Genomic DNA, 18,637 nt, shown 5'->3' on the forward strand with positions numbered 1-18,637 from the left:
GGAAAGCCTCATGAAATTCTCGAAACCGCAGCATCTTCTGGTTCTCACCGCGCCGGTCAAGTTCGGGCGGTCATCCCATCTTGGGGTGACCGTCGGCTTCGGCTTCCGTCTCAGCGACCCCCGCATCCTGGCGCACGAGACGGAAATCTGGGCCGCGCTGGAGAGTGCGCCGATGTCGTTCAAGGCGCTCGACGAGGCGATGCCCAAGCCTTTTGCCGAATGGCTGCTGGCCGGGCATGCCCGGCGTCCGGCAAACCTCGAGGCGGACGGCAAGTGGCGCGTGCAGCTTGGCGTTGACGACTGCCACAAGGAAATCTTCTGTCACCTGCCGGGGGAGCAGGCCGCCGCGGCCGACGCGGCAATTCCCCTCGATTATGTCAATGCCTTCGGTGGCGCCGGATTCCTGGCCAATCCGGTCGGCATGGGCCATGAATCGGCAGAACGGCGCGACAAACCCTTGTTGCGCCTGCCTGATCGCTATGGCCAGGAAAACGAATTCCTGGCCGCCACCGGCCCGCTCGACACCCGATGGGCGCAGCGGGCGGCTCATGTCTCGCGCAAGAAGAAGGACCTGACGCTGGACACCGACCACCGTTCGCATCTCGGCTGGCCGGAAACGATGGATCGCCGCTTCTTCCAGATGGCGCCGCGCGATCAGTGGGCGCGCGGCGATAGCTGGCCGGTGACTTGTGCCTATTCGCTGCACGGGGTGGGCGAGGGTGGCGCCGGTTTTGTCGGGCAGATTCCGCCGCTCGAAGCACAGGCGATCTATCGCCGGGCCGACAGCCAGGAATTCGCCGAGTTGCCGCTGAAGCGCCAGACCCTGTGGTTCTTCCCGGATCGCGATGTCGGGGCGGTGCTGTTTACCGGTCTGCTCGACGTCGACGACATGCTGGGCGACGAGATCGGCCATCTGCTGGTGGCGCTCTCGGAATTCGGTACGCCTTATCCACTGAATTACCTGTCGGTCGTCGCCCGGCGGCGCGAGGACAGCAGTTGCAACCAGATCGAAGGCATGCGTGACGAAGTCCTGCTGCCGCCGGCCGGCCGCGGCTGGGCCTGGGAATACCTGCTGCTGCCGGAGGATCATCCGCGCGTTGCGCAACCGGCGCGCCCCTATGCGCGGGTTCGCGAGCGCATGCAACATTACCTCGGCATGGTCGCCGCCGCGGCCGAAGCGACCGACAAGGCCAAGACCCAGGATATCGCCCAGGTCAAGGAGCAGACCCGGGCGCTGATCCGCGGCGAGGGCCTGCCCGAGACGGAAGCCGACAAGATGGACTGGCGCCGGCAACTCGCCGCCTGGCCGCGGGAGCGGCGCCGCGACGATCTGATCATCCGCAACGCCGATCTTTCCGGGCTGGATTTCTCGGGGCAGAGCTGGCAGGGATCGCAACTGATCAATGTCGACCTCAGTGGTTGCCGTTTTGTTGACGTCGATCTGCGCAACATGCTGATGCTCGGCTGCAAGCTTGACGGCGCCAGTTTCGAGAATGCCGTGTTCGACAGCTGCCATCTCAGCGAATGCAGTTTGACCTGGACGCGCTGGAAAGCGACGCAACTGGCGACGGTGCAGTTCATCGAATGCGATTTCACTGCCTGCACGGTTCAGGAAAGTCAGTGGAAGACGACCTTCTTCAGCGAGTCGCGGGGCAGTCAGCTGAGTTTTGCCAGGGTGGCCTGCGATAGCGTGCAGATGCAGAAATGCAGTTTCCCGGCGCTGTCGTTCGCGGAAAGCACGGTAGACGGCCACGTCTTCCTCGATTGTCAGCTGCCCGGGTTACAGGTCAGCCAGTCCGTCTGGCGCAAGACCAGTTGGGTTGCCTGCCAACTGGCTGGTAGCCAGTTCGTCGACAGCCGCTTCACCACTGCCGTTCTCGCCGACGCCTGCGACATCTCCGGTTCGCGCTGGACGCAGTGCCTGTTCGAGAAGGTCTTTCTCGGCGCCGCCCGCTTTAACGGCGGGATTTGCGAGCGCTGCACCTGGGTCGAGGCGACGATGAATGCCTTGCAGGCCAGCGGCAGTCAGTGGATTGGCTGCGACCTGCGGCAGGGCAACCTGATGCATGCCGATTTCTCCGGTTCCCGCTTCCAGGCCAGCGCGCTGCGCGACGCCAACCTCTACGGCGCCGATCTACGCGCCAGCGAGATCCACGCGAGCAACCTGATCGGCGCCAACCTCGGTTACGTCAGGCGCGAGAAGAACTGGCAGAAGAAGTGGAAAGACAACCTGATGGGACGGGTGATCGAGGTTCCAAGGAGGCAGGACTGATGTTTGACAAGCTCACCGGGATGCCCGAATTCGATACCTCGTCGATCAGCGGCATGCCGACCAAGGAAAAGAGTTTTGCCGGCCAGCGCTTTCTGGCGCCGCCCGCCGGCACTCACTTTGTCGATTGCGACTTTTCCGGGACTTACTGGGATGGCGTGACCTTCGAAGGCCAGTTGTTCACGCGCTGCAATTTCAGTGGTGCGCAATTCGTCGGCTGCATTCTGATGACTGTCCGCTTCTTCGAGTGCGCAGCTGCCAGCGCCCGTTTCCAGCGCACGCTGACGACTGAATGCCACTGGGAAAGCGGCGCCTGGGGCGACTGCCAGTGGCTGGAATGCCGGCTGGCACGCCAGATGATCAACGCGGTGCGCGGTGGCAACTGGGAATTCAGGGTCTGCGACATTTCCTTCTCCACCCTGTCATCGCTGGCCTTGACCGGCTTGCGCGTCGAAAGCTCGTTGATCCGCGACCTGTCGCTGGTCGAAAGCAAGGTTCATGACCAGTGCTGGCAGGAGTGCGTGATGGAGCGCGTGATCTCGGCCAATGCAACCTTCGGCGGCGGTCAGTGGCTCGGCTGTCAGGGCATCAACAACCGCTGGATGGGGATCAAGGCCCGGCATCTGGCCTATCAGTCCTGTCATTTCCAGCAGTCAGCGTGGTCCAGCTGCGAAATCGCCGGCGGCGATTTCCTGGCGAACGTGCTGCACATCGCCCACTTCGACAGCGGCAAGCTGCACCGCCTGCATTTCAGGGGCAACACCCTTTACGCGATTGCCTTCGATGCTTCCCTGCTGTGCGAATGCGAGTTCCGCGAACGCGAGGTGTCGCACTTCTCGCTGCGCAACGCCCGTCTCGAATCCTGCGATCTCAACGGCCTTACCGGCAGCGATCTCGATGCTCGCGGTTGCTCGATGCAGGGAACGACGGTCAACGGTGCGCGTTTCGTCGATGCCAATGTCGCCGGTCAGCAGCCCGCAGACTGGCGCGGTGCCGACCTCGATCTGGCGCGTTTTGAAATTCCCGAAGAGCTGCAGGACCTTGATTGGTGGAAAACCTGCCGCCCCGGGGTGACCAGGAGTATCCAATGAAATTGCTGGAACCCATGACACAAGCCTCCGTTGCGCCGCTCGGCCAGCGGCCGGCGACCGCCAGCTATCCGGGCCTGATGCCCGGCACCAGCTACATGACGCGGATCCGCCGTGGCGAGAAGGGCTGGCAACTCGAAGGCGAGGCATCTCTCCCGGTGCGGGTCGCCGTCAGTTGTCTGGTCGAGCCGCTCGATGGCGACCAGGTGCTGGTCGCCGGCATCAACGGCGTTTGCTATGTCCTCGCCGTGCTTGAGCGGGACTGGCAGCAGGGGCAGCGGATCGACGTCGACCTGGGCGGCGGCGAACTGCACCTGAAGGCTGCCAACATCGTCGTCGAGGTCGAGCGCAACCTCGACCTGCAGGCCGAGAACTTCCGGCTCAACGCCGAACTGTCGGTGCAGAACGCATCGACGCAGGTGGTCAATGTTGCCGGGGTCAGCGTGCTCAATGCCAACTCGATTGCTCTCGATGGCAAGCAGAGCCTGACCATGCACACCAGTCTGGGTGCCATTCAGGCCAGCGCATTGTTGAAGATCGACGGCACCCAGATGCATTTCGGGTGATTTTGGGGAAGCGGCGGGTTGGACTGTTGCTTGGGATGTTCAATATTGTTTTAGGAAGAGGCTCGTATGTTTGCCAATAGCTCCGCAGGTGGTATCGATATTTCTCCGGCCGATGTCTGCAAGACGCCGCCCTTGTGCATTCCGATTCCCTATCCCAATCTGGCTTTCGGCTCGATGGCCATCCCCAACGTGCCGAACATCCTCTATTGCGGTGGTCCGGTGCATAACCTGGCGACCATCATTCCGGTCACATTCTGCGATGAACCGGGCGCCTGTGGCGGCATCATTTCCGGTACCGTCAAGGGTCTTTCCATCCATTGCACGGCCAAGCTGAACTTCCTGGTCGGCGGTGCGCCGATCACCCGGATGACCAGCATCAACCTGCCGAACACCTTGAACACGCTGGGCGTTCGCCTGGTGCCCAGTCAGTTGAAGATTCTGGTCATCTGATCCCATGTCCTGGAAAGCTGTACTGATTGCTGCCTGCCTCGCAGCGGGCATCCAGGGCTGCACGATCGGCGATGCGACGCGGGTGTTGTTCCGGGGCATGCCGGATCGGCTGATCCCCGAGAAACGGAACATCTCGCTGACCATCCACGGTGGCCCCAAGCTCAACGCCAAGTTCGAAGGCGACGTCGCGCGACCGCTGCGCCTGTGCATCTATCTGCACAAGCACGAAGACTGGAATCCGCCGATGGATCTGAGCGCGCCCTGTGCCGAGCAGGATTCCCGGGTGAGCAAGGCGCAGAAGGTCACCTTGCTTGCCGACCGCGTCGCCTACATCACGGAATCGATGCCCTACGGGGATGCCTACTGGATCACGGTGACCGGCGATTTTTCGGACCAGGGAGGTAATGGCAAAGGCATTCTCAAAGTCTATTCGCCGGCCGATCTCAATAGCTGCCACTGGCTGAACATCGACCGCAACCAGATTCAGGAAGTCAAGAAAAACAGTGCGGGCAATCAGCCCACATGTAAATAGGGGTTCACTTCTTCATGGCAACACACAATATCAACAGGGTGGTCTGGACCGATGGTTTGCTGGTTGAGGCGCAGCATTTTCAACAACAGGAACGCTACATCGAACACCAGGTGAACAGCCGCCTGTCGCAGATCACCAACCTCGGTTGGGGATTCAGCGAACTCGAAATCGACCAGGATTTGCTGCAACAGGGACTGCTCGCCATCATCCGGGCACGCGGGATTTTCGACGACGGTACCCCATTCTCGATTCCGACCTGCGACGCCATCCCGGAAGCGCTCGATCTTTCCGATGCGCCGATCGGCACGAAGATCTGCCTGGCGACCGTGCGCAGCGATGTGGTCAATAGCTCGGTCGGTTTCGGCGAGGCCGAGTCGGCAGCACGTTACAAGGTAGTCGAGGCGGAAATTCAGGATGCCAATGTCGGTCTCGATCCGGAAGGCTCGCCGCTGCGTATCCACATGCAGGTCGGGCAGTTGCGCACCCGTTTGTGCCGCGAGGATCACGTCGGTGCCAACGAAACCTGGCAGCCGATCGCCCGCCTGGCGGCACGCCAGGGCAACCGCGGCATCGTCCTCGACAGCGATTTCATCCCGGCGATGCTCGACGTCCGCGCCCATACCCGGCTGCTGGCGATCTGCAACGAATTCCAGGGGCTGCTGCAGCACCGTTTGAGTGCCTCCGCCGGCCAGCGCCTGCTCGCCAGCGGTGGCGGGCTGGCCGATCTGATCGAGATGCTGGCAACGCAGGCCATCTCCGAATACCGGATGCGCCTCGACCATCTGGAAGCCTACGATCCCCTGCATCCGGCTGATCTCTACCTCGAACTGACCGGCCTGCTTGGCCGCCTCTCCGTGCTGCCCAGCGTCGAGCCGATGCTGGCGGCACAGAAATGGCGTTACCAGCACGACGACCTGCAGGCCTGCTTCACTGCGCTGGCCCATGCGCTGCGCCGGGCGCTGGCGTTGATCATCGAGTCGCCGGTGATCCCCTTGCGTTTCGAAGACCGCGGCGATCAGGTTTATCTGTGCATCAACGATCCGCAGTGGAAGCTGCAGAAGATGGTCTTTGCTTTCTCCTCCGCCATGCCAGGCGAGAACCTGCGCCGCATGCTGCCAACCCAGGTCAAGTTCGGCCCGGTCGAGCACATCAACAAGCTGGTCGATCTGCAACTGCCGGGCGCGCGCCTGGTGCCGGTCTCCGCCGTGCCGCGCAATCTTCCCTTCTACGCGCAGAGCGTCTATTTCGAGGTCGAATCGGTCGATCCCTACTGGAAGGAAACAACGCGCGGCGCGGCGATGGCGCTGCGCGTGGTCGGCGATTTCCCGCAACTGAAGTTCGAAGCCTGGGGGCTGCGTGAAGGGAAAGTGGCATGAGGGGCATCAATGAAATCATGAGCGCGCTGCGCAACATCCCGACTTCCGGTGGTGTTTCGTCGATGGGCGCCCTGGGTGACATCGCCCAGCGCATTTCCAGTTCGATGCCACGCGGCGCCGACAATCCGCAGCCTTTCGGCAACCTGCTCGAACACAGCGACGACAAGGAGACGCAGCAGGCGCCGGTCGATCTGCCGGTGAGCAAGGAAAAACCGGTCGATCGCTCGGTCGGGGCGGTGGCCATGCTGGGCATGCGCAACGCCATCGCGCGCCCGGGCGTTGCCGCGTCGAAATGGCAGAACCCTTACATCTCGGCGGCGATCCCGCCGCTCTTGCTGCTGCATCGCCTGGAAGACCAGGGGATCACCTTCGATACCTCGCTGCGCGGGCAACTCGGCCTGGAAGTGCGGATGTTCCGCGAGAAGCTGGCGAGCAGCGGCGAGGAGTCGCGCTGGATCGACGATGCGTCCTACCTGCTGTGCACGCACATCGACGAACTGCTCAACGAAGCCTGCCGCAAGCAGGATCTGCCCTTGCCGGAAAAATCCCTGCTCGTCGAATTCCACGGCGACGCCTGGGGTGGTGAGGACTGCTTCATCAAGCTTGACATGGCGATGAACCAGGAACGGCCGCCGATCGCCCTGCTCGAACTGTACGAAGTGATCCTGGGTCTCGGTTTCCAGGGGCGTTTTCAGGTCATTGATCGCGGCGACGTGCTGCTGCAGGATTTACGCAGCAAGCTGCACCGCATGATCTGGGATCGTGCACCCGACGGCCTGGCCCTGCGTTCGGGGCTGCCCAAGGTGTTCAAGCCGCGCTGGCTGACGCCGTTCCGGCTGTTCATGATCGGCGCCGTGCTGCTGCTGATGGGCTATCTGGCCGGCGTCTTCGACATCGCCATGCGCGGCAGTCCGTTGCGCGAGGCGCTGGCTGCTTACGAACCGCCGGTGCGCGAAATCAACATCTCGGAAACTCTGCCGCCACCGTTGCCCGAGCTGATCGCCGAAGGCTGGCTGACGGCCGAGCGGCGGGAAAATGGCTGGCTGCTGATCTTCCGCGCCGACGGGGCGTTTGAGCCCGGCAAGGCGGAAATCCGGCCCGAGTTCCTGCCCAACCTGACCCGGCTCGGCGCCGCGTTTGCGCCCTGGCCCGGCGATCTCGAAATCATCGGCCATACCGACCTGACGCCGATCCTGGCGAGCAAGTTCCCCTCCAACCAGGCACTTTCCGAAGCGCGCGCCCGCGAAGTCGCCAAGCTGATCGAGCAGCAGGTCATCGGCAGCAAGGTGCAGCGGCAGGTGACGGCATCCGGGATGGGGGAGAAGGCACCGGTCATTTCCGAAATCAATCCGGCAGCCAACCTCAAGAACCGTCGAGTCGAGGTCTTGTGGAAGGTGGCGGCAACCCGACGCGTGGTGACGGAAATCATCCGCTGAGCGGAATCAGGGCAGGCAGCGATTCACGGTCCGGTCACGGGCCAGGGTTCATCCAAGTTGATCAGCGCAGGGATTTTGCAGGCCAAACCCTGGGTTGGGAGCATCAGAAATGTTGAGAAGTTCGTTACGCATCGTCATCTCCGTCATTCTTGCCGCCGTCGTCTGGTGGATCGGGCCGATGGTCGCCATCGGCCGCTACCATCCATTCGGCTGGATGTGGCTGCGCCAGCTGCTGGTCGTGCTGTTGCTGTTCTGGGGCTTCTATCCCTTGCTGCGCTGGCTGCTCGGCAAGTTCCTCTCGCTTTTCCGCCGGCGCAAGCAGAAGGCGCCGACGGTGGACAACGACCGCATCAGCAGCCGCCTCGCCGACCTCGAGCTGACCCTGCGCAAGATCTGGGTCGATCGCCAGAAGGGCTTCTTCCGCCGTCTGACCTATCGTCTGCGCAAGGGGCATCTGCGCGAACAGCCCTGGTTCATGCTGCTCGGTTCGTCGGGGGCGGGGAAAACCAGCTTCCTCAACCACACCGGCCAGAATGCCCTGCCTGGCGAAGTGGCCGGCCTGCCGCGCCTCGGCGAATCGCTGGGACAGACCGAGGATTGCGGTTTCTGGGTCAACGACAAGGCGGTCTGGATCGACAGCAGCGGACAGTGGGCCGAGCGCGAAGCGCTCGGTGAATCCGGCTTCAGTGCCTGGAAGAAGCTGCTTGCCGGGGTCCGCCGCATGCGCGGCGGCGCCGGCCTCGATGGTCTGGTGCTCTGCGTCGACCTCGACTGGATGCTGAAAGCCAGCTCGGAGCAGCGCAAGCGGCTGGCCGACACGCTGCGCGGCCGGGTCCTTGAACTCGCCGACTGGTTCGACGCCGAACTGCCGGTCTATATCGTCCTCACCCACGTCGATACGCTGCCCGGCGGCGGCGCCATGCTGGCCGCCCTTGAAGACGAGACGCTGGCCGATGGCATGGGCTTCGAGGCGCTGGCGGAGGGCGGTGTCGATGCCTGGTACGAGCGTTTCGAACATCGCGTGCAGCGCGTCGTCCAGTTCGTCATCCCGCAGATGGCGGATGCCAATGAGGGCCAGCAACTGCTGCATTTCACCGAAAGCCTGGGACGCCTGCGGGCACCGCTGCTCGAGTTCGTCAAGTCGGTGGCGATGCACGCCTCATCGGTACGCGGCGGGCAATTACGCGGCATGTGGTTCGGCACCTCGGTCTATCTGATGGCCACCGACGAAGCGGTCAATCTGGTGCAGCTCGACGAACCCAACGAGTCGCCGGCCTTCCGTTCCTTCGCCAAGACCTTCTTCGCGCCGATCGGCCAGGCGATCGAGGAGCGCAACATCCTGCGCTTCGGCGACAAATCGCTGGCTTCCCGCGGCAAGCGGATGCTGCGCTGGGGGATCAGCGTCGTTGCGCTGTGTCTGCTGTCGGTCTGGCTGTTGCTGACCTATTTCGATCAGCGCAGCTACATCGACCTGATCTGGGCGCAATTCGGTGAAGGCAAGCGTCTGGCCCAGCAACTGGCCGACACGCCGAGCGCCGATATTGCGTTGATGGATGTCTCCAGCCAGATGCGCTACGCCGGCAATCAACTGGGCGCCAACTTCTCGATGATCCCGTCGACCTTCTTCGAGCACTCGCGGATCCGCAACGTCGCCTACGAGACCTATCGTCGTCACCTGTTCAAGAGCTTCATGCCGGAGATGTTCAAGTACGTCACCGTGCAGTTGAAGAACGAAATGACCGGTGGCACCGGCGATGTCTATGAGACGCTGCGCCTCTACCTGATGCTGGTCAAGCCGGAGCGGCGGAATCCGGAAATTGCCGTCCGCTGGTTCGACAAGCGCTGGGACAAGATCGCCCCGGCGAATTCCAGCGAGGAAGAAAAGAACGCCTTCCTGGGCCATGTCGCTGCCACCTTCTCGCCGCCCTTCCTGCCCGCCGCACCGGCCGACGAGAACCTGCTGACGCAGGCGCGGGCGGTGGCCAGCGGTCTGCCCAGCGCAATCCGGGTGATCGACAACGTCAAGAGTCAGGCACTGCCGGAAAGCGTCGAGGACGTCTCGCTGTCGCGCGCCGCCGGTCTCAACGCGCCGATGCTGTTGCGCATGCGCAGCGATACGCCGACCACCTCGCCGGTCATCAGCGGCTGGTATACCCGCGCCGGTTACCACGACGTCTTCATGCCGCGGCTGATGAAGAGCGCGCGTGCGATCTTCGAGGAGGAAAACTGGGTGCTGCGCGACGAGAACGGCGCCAAGGGCAATGCCTTCGATGTCGAGAAGAGCGTCCAGGACATGTCCGATGCAGCGCGCCGCCAGTTCCTGCAGGACTACATCCAGCACTGGCGCGGCTTCATCAACGACATCACGGTCCGCCGCTACAGCAGCATGGACGACGCCGCCTGGCTGGCCAAGGCGATGATGGACCCGCAGTCGGCACTGGCGCAGCTGGTCCGCTTCATCGGTCGCGAGACCTCGCTGACCGGCAATTACGAGGGCGATGTCGATAGCTGGATCGATCGTCAGAAGCTCAACCTGGAGCGGACGCGCCGTGCCGTCGTCGGCGAGATCAGCGGTCAGCACTATCGCTACCGCGTCCTGCCCGAGCATGTCGTCGACGACTACTTCAACTCCTTGCGCCGCATGGCCGTCACCCTGACCCCGAATTCCGGGGTGGAAACCGCAGCCAGCCCGCTCAGCCGCCTGTTCGAACCGCTCTACCGGCAGATTTCGGTGGTCAACGGGGCGATGCAGGTCGGCCAGCTGATGCCGGAGTACGACGCCTTCCGCCGCATGCGCGCCGACGCTGCGCGGCAGCCGGAACCGATCCGCGGCATCATGCTTGACCTGATCGAATCCGGCAGCAACGCGACGGCCCAGAAGTCGAGCGCTGAACTGACCAAGGGCGCGACCGGCGCATCGAAGTCGATCTGTCCGCAAACGGTTTCGCGCTATCCGCTGGTCCGCAGTTCGGGCCGCGATGTCGGCTCCGAGGACTTCCGCCGGCTGTTCGGGCCGCGCGGGGTGCTCGACAGCTACTTCAACGAGGAACTGGCGCAATACGTCGATACCTCGAACGTCCCGTGGCGGGCGAAACGGGTCGATGGCATGGCCGGCAGCCTGGTCAATCCGAACATCATCCGTTCGTATGAACTGGCCCGCTCGATTCGCGACAACTTCTTCAACGAAGGCGGGCAGCTCGGATTCTCGGTCATCGTTCGTGCCGTCGATATGGACGCCAGCGTCACCGAAGCGCTGTTCGACATCGGTGGTGAGCAACTGCGCTACGCCCACGGGGCGTCGGCGCCGAAGAAGATCGACTGGTCGCCGCAGCGTTCGAGCATGGTGGTCCGCCTGCACATGCGTTCCGTCGATGGCCGCACCCAGCAGATGGAATTTACCGGGCCGTGGGCGATCTTCCGCTTCTTCGACGCCGGCGAGCCGCTGACCCTGGCCGACGACAAGCGGGTGATGCGCTACAAGACCGCGCTGGGCGCCGTGTCGCTCGAGTTCCAGGCAACGAGCAGCGATTTCCCGCTGTGGTCGCGGACACTGGCCCAGTTTTACTGTCCTTCGAAGTAAGCCGGCGGCGCTGTCTACCGCTGGCAAATGGTGATGCTTTATTAACGAGTTGTTGAATTTAACGGAGGTGTACCATGCTTGATCCCAAGGAAATCATCGCGTCCATCCAGCAGAGCCTGGACAGTTGCAACACCATGCAGTCGTCCACGACGGCCAGCTTCAATGAAGGCGTGCCGGGCTACAACATTGCCGGCCCGGCCAACGCCAGCCTGGTCATCGGCGGCGTTCAGAGCGCCGTCAACTCGATGGTCGAGAACATGAACAACATCAAGCGTTCGATCGACGATCAACTTGATGCCCACCAGACCATGCAGAAGGGCGAGACGACGCAGCAGTTCAACGCCAACATGGACGATCTGCGGCCGACTAATGCGGCAGGCTTCCCGAACGAAATGATGGACAACTTCTTCAAGGCGTTCAAGAACCGCTGAGTACGGGCAGGGCGCCACTGGCGCAGGGTTTATTGAAAGTCGCCGGCATCCTGCCGGCGGCGAATTGCATCATGAATGGGGAACACAGATGGAGCAGGGCAATTTGCAGCCGCAGTTCGGTATCGAGCGTATCTACCTGAAGGACATTTCCTTCCAGGTCGCCAATGCGCCCGAGGTTTATTCGGACAGCCGGCGTTACGACGTCGGCCTGAACATCAACAGCGCCAGCCGCCAGGTCAGCGCCGAGGTTTTCGAGGTCGTGCTGACTGTCGTCGCCACCGCCAAGCAGGGGGAAACCGAGGTCTTCAAGGGCGTCGTCAGCGAAGGCGGCTCCTTCGTCATCCGCAACGTCAAGCTCGATCAGCGTGACGCCATCCTCGGCGTCGCCTGTCCGAACATCCTGCTGCCCTATGCCCGGGAAATGCTCGCTGATCTCAGCACCCGCGCCGGCTTCTCGCCGGTGATGATCCAGCCGGTGGATTTCGAGGCAGTTTTCCTGCAGCAGCGCGAGCAGGCCAGGCAGCAGGCGGGGCAGGGCGCGCCGCTGCAGTAAGCTGTAGCATCACCGAAATCCCGCAGACGACCGTCGAGTTGCCTGCGGGATTATTCATTCCCGGGCGAGTGTGGTTGAATAGCGGTCTTTGCGCAGACGGGAGCCGAACCATGGCTGATCGGCGACTACAGGTTTTTCATGCCGTAGCCAAACACCGCAGTTTCACCCGCGCCGCCGACGCGCTGTTCATGACGCAACCGGCGGTCACCTTCCAGATCAGGCAGCTTGAGGAGCAGTACTCGACGCGCCTGTTCGAACGCCGTCACGGCAGCATCGACCTGACGCCGGCCGGCGAACTGGTGCTCGAATACGCGCAGAAAATCCTCGCTTTGTCCGACGAGATGGACACCCGCGTCGCCGAACTCACCGGCGAAATGCGCGGCCCGCTGCTGGTCGGCGCCAGCACGACGATCGCCGAGTTCATGCTGCCGCGCGTGCTCGGCGAGTTCAATGCGCTCTATCCGCAGGTGCGGGCGCGGCTGATCGTCGCCAACACGGAGAGCATCGAGGGGCAGGTTGCCGAACACAGTCTCGACGTCGGCCTGATCGAGGCGCCCGCCAGGTTGTCCGGGCTGAGCAGCCAGATCTGCTGCGAGGACGAACTGCAGGTGGTCTGCGTTCCCGATTACCCGCTGGCCGAATTCAAGGCGCTGAAGCCGGTTGATCTCGCCGACTACGAATTCATTTCGCGCGAGCCGGGGTCCGGCACGCGGGCGATCACCGACGCCTATTTTCGCGAGCACGGCGTCACGCCCGAGTCGCTCAAGACGCAGATGGAACTGGGCAGTCCGGAAGCGCTCAAGGGCGTGGTGTCGACCGGACTCGGTTTCGCCATCGTCTCGCGCGCCGTTGTCGCCAAGGAAATCCGCCTCGGCGAACTGCGCGGCATTCCGCTCGACCCGCCGCTCAAGCGCAGCCTCTACCTGGTGCATCCGCAGGACCGTTTCCAGTCGAAGCTGCTGTCCACCTTCATCGATTTCGCCCGTCGCAAGCTCAAGGAACAGGCTGCATGAACATCTCACGACCGATCCGGGCCCGTATCCGGCCCGCCGCCATTCTCGAAAACTACCGTATCGCCAAGGCCTGCGCCCCCGACGCCTGGGCCTGGGCGGTGGTCAAGGCCGACGCCTACGGCCACGGCCAGTTGCGCGCCGTCGAAGCGCTGCGCGACGAGGCCGACGGCTTCGCGCTGCTCGAATGCGAGAACGCCGTGCTCCTGCGCGAGCACGGCGTGCGCCAGCCGATCCTGCTGCTCGAAGGCATCTTCGGCGAGGCCGACGCCCGCCGCGTCGTCGACTACGGCCTGCACAGCGCCGTGCATTGCCGCGAGCAGATCGAGATGCTCGCCGCGCACGCCCGCGCCGACCGCCCGCTCAGCCTCTATCTGAAGATCAACAGCGGCATGAACCGCCTCGGCTTCGACGCGGCGACGCTGCCGCAGGCCTGGGAAAGCCTGAAGAAGATTCCGGCGCTCAACCTGACGCTGATGACCCATTTCGCCGAAGCCGACGGCGCGCGCGGCGTGCTCTGGCAGCTCGAACGCTTCAAGGCGCTGGCCGGCGACTGGCATGGTCCGGTCAGCCTCGGCAATTCCGCCGCCATCCTGCGTCATCCGCTGGCGCACGGCGACTGGGTGCGGCCGGGGATCATGCTTTACGGCGCCAGCCCGTTCGCCGACCAGACCGCCGCCGAATTCGGGCTGCAGCCGGCGATGAGCCTGGAAAGCCGGATCATCGGTGTGCAGTCGATCGCCGCCGGCGAACGCGTCGGCTACGGCGGCACCTTCACCGCCGAGCGGGCGATGCGCATCGGCATCGTCGCCTGCGGCTACGCCGACGGCTACCCGCGCTCGGCGCCGAGCGGCACGCCGATCGCCGTCGCCGGCAAGCTGACGCGCACCGTCGGCCGGGTGTCGATGGACATGCTGGCCTGCGACCTCAGCGAGATTCCCGAAGCCGGCATCGACAGCCCGGTGACGCTGTGGGGCCCGGGCGAGGCCGGTCATGTTCCTGCCGACGCGGTGGCCGCTGCCGCCGGCACGATTTCCTACGAACTCTTCTGCGCCGTTGCGCCGCGCGTGCCGGTCACGGTCGACGGGCAATAAATGGCCAAAACCAAGACCCAGTACAGTTGCACCGAATGCGGTGCGACCAGCCCGAAATGGCAGGGCCAGTGCCCGGGCTGCAACGCCTGGAACACGCTGGTCGAGACCATCGCCGAGCAACCCGGCAAGCACCGTTTCGAAGCACTGGCGCCGGCGGCGAAACTGCAGAACCTGGCCGACATCGAAGCCCGCGAGGCTGACCGCATCCCGACCGGCATCGGCGAGTTCGACCGGGCGCTCGGCGGCGGTCTGGTCGCCGGTGGCGTCGTGCTGATCGGCGGCGATCCCGGCATCGGCAAGAGCACGCTGCTGCTGCAGGCGCTGGCCCACCTGTCGCTGGCGCACAAGGTGATCTACGTCACCGGCGAGGAATCCGGCCAGCAGGTCGCGCTGCGTGCCCGTCGCCTCAACGTCGACAGCGGTAGCCTGCCACTGATGGCCGAGATCAACCTGGAACGCATCCTCGCCACGCTGCAGGCGGAAAAACCGCAGGTGGCGGTGATCGACTCGATCCAGACGCTGTGGTCGGACCAGCTTTCCAGCGCCCCGGGTTCGGTCGCCCAGGTGCGCGAATGCGCGGCGCAACTGACGCGGCTGGCCAAGCAGGCCGGCATCACCGTCATCCTGGTCGGTCACGTGACCAAGGAAGGCGCGCTGGCCGGACCGCGCGTGCTCGAACACGTGGTCGATACCGTGCTCTATTTCGAGGGCGACACGCATTCGAGCTTCCGCCTCGTGCGCGCGGTCAAGAACCGCTTCGGCGCGGTCAACGAGCTCGGCGTCTTCGCAATGACTGAGAGCGGTTTGAAGGGGGTCAGCAATCCGTCGGCGATGTTCCTGTCGCAGCACGGACAGGAAGTCGCTGGCTCCTGCGTGATGGTGACGCAGGAAGGAACGCGGCCGCTGCTGGTGGAAATCCAGGCCCTGGTCGACACCGCGCACGGCAACCCGCGCCGGCTGACCGTCGGCCTCGATGCGCAGCGACTGGCCATGCTGCTGGCGGTGCTGCACCGCCACGCCGGCATCGTCTGCTTCGACCAGGACGTCTTCGTCAACGCCGTCGGCGGGGTCAAGATCGGCGAGCCGGCGGGCGATCTGGCGGTGATCATGGCGATTACTTCTTCATTGAAAAACAAGGCATTGCCGGAGAAACTTATAGTATTTGGTGAAGTTGGCCTGGCCGGTGAAATTCGCCCGGCACCGCGCGGCCAGGAGCGTCTGAAGGAAGCCGCCAAGCTCGGCTTCACCCGCGCCCTGATCCCCGAGGCCAACCGGCCGCGGCAGGCGATTCCGGGCATGGAAGTGATCGCCGTGCGGCGCGTCGAGGAAGCCGTGCAGCGTATCCGGGAGCTGCAGTGACGCTGACGCTGGCCTGGCGCATGCTGCGCCGCGAGCTGCGCGGCGGCGAGATGCGCCTGCTCTTCGCGGCGCTGACCATCGCCGTCGCCGCGGTCAGCGCCGTCGGTTTTCTCGCCGACCGGGTTGGCCGGGGGCTGGAGGGCGAGGCGCGGCAGATGCTCGGCGCCGACCTGGTGGTCGCCGCCGACCAGCCGCTGCCGGTCGAACTGGCCGCCGAGGCCGGGCGCCTCGGCCTGCGCACGACGCAGACGCTGGTTTTTCCAAGCATGGTTTTCGCCAACGGCCGGGCGGAGCTGGTCGAGATCAAGGCGGTGGGCGACGCTTATCCGCTGCGCGGCCGCCTGCGCACGGCCGCCGCGCCCGGCCAGCCGGACGTCGCGGTCGACGGCGGTCCGCCGCGGAACACCGCCTGGGCCGACGAGCGCCTGTTCAGCCTGCTCGCGCTTGAACCCGGCGCCATGCTCGGCGTCGGCCAGCTGCAGTTGCCGGTGCGTGCCGTGCTGACCCGCGAACCCGACCGCAGCTTCAATGTCTTCGCGCTGCAGCCGCGCCTGCTGATGCACCTCGACGACATCGCTGGCAGCGGCCTGGTCCAGTTCGGCGCGCGCGTCCGCTACCGCCTTCTGCTCGCCGGCGAGACGGCGGCGTTGGCGCAATGGCGGGCCTGGGTCGAGCCGCGGCTGGGGCGCGGGCAGCGCCTCGAAGGCATCGAAAACGCCCGCCCGGAAATCCGCAACGCGCTCGACAAGGCGCAGCGCTTTCTGGGCCTGGCGACGCTGCTCACCGTGATCCTTTCGGCCATCGCGGTGGCGCTCGCCTCCCGCCGCTACATGCAGCGCCACCTCGACGCCTGCGCCGTGCTGCGCTGCCTGGGCATGACCCAGGGCCGGCTGCTGCGCCTGCATGCGCTGTCCTTCTTCTGGCTGGCTGCGCTGTCCGCCGTGCTTGGCGCCGCTCTCGGCTTTGCCGCCCATTTCGCGCTGGTCGCGGCGATGGCCGGGCTGGTTGCCGGCGAACTGCCGCTGCCCGGCGCCAGCCCGCTCGGCGAAGGGGCGCTGGTCGCCGGCGTGCTGCTCTTCGGCTTCGCACTGCCGCCGCTGCTGCAACTGGCGCGGGTGCCGACGCTGCGCGTGCTGCGCCGCGAGCTCGGGCCGCCGGCACCGCTGGCCGTGCTCGGTTACGTTTTCGGCTTCGCGCTGCTGGCGCTGCTCATCGTCCGCGCCGCCGGCGACCTGCGCCTTGGTTTGTTCGCTGTCGCCGGCTTCAGCGGCGCGCTGGCGCTGTTCTGGGGGCTCGCCTGGAGCACCGTCCGCATCGCCGGTCGGCTGCGCGGCGGCGCCGGTTTCGGCTGGCGCCAGGGACTGGCGACGCTGGCGCGGCACGGTGCCGCCAACACGCTGAAGATCGTCGCTCTCGGCATCGGCCTGATGGCCTTGCTGCTGCTTGGCGTGACCCGGCTCGAACTGGTCGATGCCTGGCAGAAATCCTTGCCGGCCGATGCGCCGAACCGCTTCGTCATCAACATCCAGCCCGAGCAGCGCCAGGCGCTGGCCGACTGGCTGGCTGGCCAGGGCATCGCCGCCGAACTGGCGCCGATGGTGCGGGCGCGCCTGGTGAAGATTAACGAGCGCCCGGTCAGTGCCGCCGACTTTCCCGACGACGAGCGCGCCCAGCGCCTGGTAGAGCGCGAGTTCAACCTGTCATGGCGGCGCGAGCTGCCGGCCGGCAACGAGATCGCCAGCGGCCGCTGGTTCGCCGGTCCGGGCCCGGAAGCCTCGGTCGAAGCCGGGCTGGCGAAGACGCTCGGCATCGCGCTTGGCGACCGCCTGGTGTTCAGCGTCGCCGGTGTCGAGAAAAGCGTCGCGGTGACCAGCCTGCGCCGCCTCGACTGGGATTCGATGCGGGTCAATTTCTTCGTCCTGACGCCGCCCGGCGTGCTCGACGACGCGCCGGCCAGCTACATCACCAGCTTCCACCTGCCGGCCGAACGGCGGCAGGCGGCGGCGCAACTGGTCGAAGCCTTCCCCAACCTGACGGTGATCGACATCGACGCGGTGCTGGCGCAGATCCAGGGCGTCGTCGGCCAGGTCGTCGGCGCCGTCCAGCTGGTTTTCCTGTTCACCCTCGCCGCCGGCGCCGTCGTCCTCTACGCGGCTTTCCTCTCGGCGATCGACGAGCGGCGCTTCGAACTGGCGGTGATGCGCGCGCTCGGCGCCCGCCGCGAGCAACTGCGCGGGGCATTGCTGGTCGAACTGGCGGCGGTCGGCGGACTCGCCGGCCTGATCGCGGCGCTCGGCGCGGCGGCGGTCGGCCAGTTGCTGGCGCGCCAGGTGTTCGATCTGGCGCCCGAGTTTTCCCTGCTCTCACCACTGCTTGCTGCCCTCGGCTGTGGCGCGTTCACGACGCTCGCTGGTTGGCTGGGCATGCGTAGCCTGCTCGGCGTGCCGCCGCTGGTGGCGCTACGTCAGGGCGCCTGATCGGCAGCCGGGTGCAGGACGAGTTCGACGATGTTGTGTTCGTCTTCCCGTCGGTAACTTATCTCGCGGCTCAGGCCGCGGATCAGGCGGATGCCCATGCCGCCGGGAAGGTCGGGCGCGACGGCGGGCAAGGGGCAGGACGACGGGTCAAAGGGAAGACCGTGGTCCTCGTAATGCAGCACAATGTTGTCCTGCCGACGGATCAGGCGCAGGCTGACGACACTGCGTTCGGGGTCCGCGCCGCCATGATCGACGGTGTTGATGAACAGCTCTTCGGCAATGAGTTGCAGGCGCAGGCATTGCGTTTCGCCGACCGCCAGTTGCCGGCAGGCTCCGGCCAGTGTGGCGAGCAGCCCGCTCAGCGCATCATGGCGCGGGGCGACGGAAATCTCCGTAGAATGCGTGTTCATGACTCA

15 protein-coding genes are annotated in these 18,637 nt (G+C 65.0%); 14 read left to right on the forward strand and 1 reads right to left on the reverse strand.

Going from position 1 to position 18,637, the window contains the following annotated elements:
- Positions 1-10 precede the first annotated feature (10 nt).
- The 14 genes from ACE3OV_RS07765 to ACE3OV_RS07830 all read left to right on the forward strand — a co-directional run bounded on the left by ACE3OV_RS07765 (position 11) and on the right by ACE3OV_RS07830 (position 18,221).
- Positions 11-2,272, forward strand: a complete 2,262-nt coding sequence (locus ACE3OV_RS07765) for a DUF2169 domain-containing protein (protein WP_374326413.1) — start codon at positions 11-13, stop codon at positions 2,270-2,272.
- Positions 2,272-3,360: a pentapeptide repeat-containing protein gene (locus ACE3OV_RS07770; protein ID WP_374326414.1), complete on the forward strand. Its 1,089-nt coding sequence runs from the start codon at positions 2,272-2,274 to the stop codon at positions 3,358-3,360. Before ACE3OV_RS07765 ends, ACE3OV_RS07770 begins: the two co-directional genes overlap by 1 nt.
- Before the next feature lie 14 nt (positions 3,361-3,374).
- Positions 3,375-3,923 carry a DUF3540 domain-containing protein gene (locus ACE3OV_RS07775; protein ID WP_374326415.1) on the forward strand — a complete coding sequence of 183 codons (549 nt, stop codon included), beginning with the start codon at positions 3,375-3,377 and terminating at the stop codon, positions 3,921-3,923.
- Between the two features lie 66 nt (positions 3,924-3,989).
- Positions 3,990-4,373: a DUF4150 domain-containing protein gene (locus ACE3OV_RS07780; RefSeq protein WP_374326416.1), complete on the forward strand. Its 384-nt coding sequence runs from the start codon at positions 3,990-3,992 to the stop codon at positions 4,371-4,373.
- A 4-nt stretch (positions 4,374-4,377) separates the two neighbouring features.
- The gene (locus tag ACE3OV_RS07785) at positions 4,378-4,905 is read left to right on the forward strand and encodes a hypothetical protein (RefSeq protein ID WP_374326417.1); all 528 of its coding nucleotides are present in this window, start codon (positions 4,378-4,380) and stop codon (positions 4,903-4,905) included.
- Between the two features lie 14 nt (positions 4,906-4,919).
- Positions 4,920-6,281, forward strand: a complete 1,362-nt coding sequence (gene tssK / locus ACE3OV_RS07790; protein WP_374326418.1) for a type VI secretion system baseplate subunit TssK — start codon at positions 4,920-4,922, stop codon at positions 6,279-6,281.
- Complete coding sequence (gene icmH, locus ACE3OV_RS07795) at positions 6,278-7,717, forward strand: type IVB secretion system protein IcmH/DotU (protein ID WP_374326419.1); 1,440 nt, start codon at positions 6,278-6,280, stop codon at positions 7,715-7,717. The genes tssK and icmH overlap by 4 nt, the downstream gene beginning before the upstream one ends.
- 109 nt (positions 7,718-7,826) lie before the next feature.
- Complete coding sequence (tssM, locus tag ACE3OV_RS07800) at positions 7,827-11,297, forward strand: type VI secretion system membrane subunit TssM (protein ID WP_374326420.1); 3,471 nt, start codon at positions 7,827-7,829, stop codon at positions 11,295-11,297.
- Between the two features lie 74 nt (positions 11,298-11,371).
- Complete coding sequence (locus ACE3OV_RS07805) at positions 11,372-11,728, forward strand: DUF6277 family protein (protein WP_374326421.1); 357 nt, start codon at positions 11,372-11,374, stop codon at positions 11,726-11,728.
- Between the two features lie 88 nt (positions 11,729-11,816).
- Positions 11,817-12,281, forward strand: coding sequence for a protein-export chaperone SecB (secB, locus tag ACE3OV_RS07810; protein WP_374326422.1), 465 nt, complete (start codon positions 11,817-11,819; stop codon positions 12,279-12,281).
- Positions 12,282-12,391: 110 nt separating this feature from the next.
- The gene (locus tag ACE3OV_RS07815; protein ID WP_374326423.1) at positions 12,392-13,294 is read left to right on the forward strand and encodes a LysR family transcriptional regulator; all 903 of its coding nucleotides are present in this window, start codon (positions 12,392-12,394) and stop codon (positions 13,292-13,294) included.
- Positions 13,291-14,385 carry an alanine racemase gene (gene alr, locus ACE3OV_RS07820; protein ID WP_374326424.1) on the forward strand — a complete coding sequence of 365 codons (1,095 nt, stop codon included), beginning with the start codon at positions 13,291-13,293 and terminating at the stop codon, positions 14,383-14,385. The genes ACE3OV_RS07815 and alr overlap by 4 nt, the downstream gene beginning before the upstream one ends.
- On the forward strand, positions 14,386-15,744 hold the full coding sequence (gene radA / locus ACE3OV_RS07825) for a DNA repair protein RadA (protein ID WP_374326425.1): 1,359 nt from the start codon (positions 14,386-14,388) through the stop codon (positions 15,742-15,744).
- The gene (locus ACE3OV_RS07830; RefSeq protein ID WP_374326426.1) at positions 15,741-18,221 is read left to right on the forward strand and encodes an ABC transporter permease; all 2,481 of its coding nucleotides are present in this window, start codon (positions 15,741-15,743) and stop codon (positions 18,219-18,221) included. Before radA ends, ACE3OV_RS07830 begins: the two co-directional genes overlap by 4 nt.
- Here ACE3OV_RS07830 and ACE3OV_RS07835 read toward each other — a convergent pair.
- Positions 18,209-18,631, reverse strand: coding sequence for an ATP-binding protein (locus tag ACE3OV_RS07835; RefSeq protein ID WP_374326427.1), 423 nt, complete (start codon positions 18,629-18,631; stop codon positions 18,209-18,211). The genes ACE3OV_RS07830 and ACE3OV_RS07835 overlap by 13 nt on opposite strands.
- Between the last annotated feature and the right edge of the window lie 6 nt (positions 18,632-18,637).

Source organism: Azonexus sp. (genome assembly GCF_041909095.1).
Lineage (GTDB): Bacteria > Pseudomonadota > Gammaproteobacteria > Burkholderiales > Rhodocyclaceae > Azonexus.

Bases quoted from the DNA above. Each gene is read 5' to 3' on its own strand.
- ACE3OV_RS07765 (WP_374326413.1), top strand. From the start codon at position 11: ATGAAATTCTCGAAACCGCAGCATCTTCTGGTTCTCACCGCGCCGGTC.
- ACE3OV_RS07770 (WP_374326414.1), top strand. From the start codon at position 2,272: ATGTTTGACAAGCTCACCGGGATGCCCGAATTCGATACCTCGTCGATC.
- ACE3OV_RS07775 (WP_374326415.1), top strand. From the start codon at position 3,375: ATGACACAAGCCTCCGTTGCGCCGCTCGGCCAGCGGCCGGCGACCGCC.
- ACE3OV_RS07780 (WP_374326416.1), top strand. From the start codon at position 3,990: ATGTTTGCCAATAGCTCCGCAGGTGGTATCGATATTTCTCCGGCCGAT.
- ACE3OV_RS07785 (WP_374326417.1), top strand. From the start codon at position 4,378: ATGTCCTGGAAAGCTGTACTGATTGCTGCCTGCCTCGCAGCGGGCATC.
- tssK (WP_374326418.1), top strand. From the start codon at position 4,920: ATGGCAACACACAATATCAACAGGGTGGTCTGGACCGATGGTTTGCTG.
- icmH (WP_374326419.1), top strand. From the start codon at position 6,278: ATGAGGGGCATCAATGAAATCATGAGCGCGCTGCGCAACATCCCGACT.
- tssM (WP_374326420.1), top strand. From the start codon at position 7,827: ATGTTGAGAAGTTCGTTACGCATCGTCATCTCCGTCATTCTTGCCGCC.
- ACE3OV_RS07805 (WP_374326421.1), top strand. From the start codon at position 11,372: ATGCTTGATCCCAAGGAAATCATCGCGTCCATCCAGCAGAGCCTGGAC.
- secB (WP_374326422.1), top strand. From the start codon at position 11,817: ATGGAGCAGGGCAATTTGCAGCCGCAGTTCGGTATCGAGCGTATCTAC.
- ACE3OV_RS07815 (WP_374326423.1), top strand. From the start codon at position 12,392: ATGGCTGATCGGCGACTACAGGTTTTTCATGCCGTAGCCAAACACCGC.
- alr (WP_374326424.1), top strand. From the start codon at position 13,291: ATGAACATCTCACGACCGATCCGGGCCCGTATCCGGCCCGCCGCCATT.
- radA (WP_374326425.1), top strand. From the start codon at position 14,386: ATGGCCAAAACCAAGACCCAGTACAGTTGCACCGAATGCGGTGCGACC.
- ACE3OV_RS07835 (WP_374326427.1), bottom strand. From the start codon at position 18,631: ATGAACACGCATTCTACGGAGATTTCCGTCGCCCCGCGCCATGATGCG.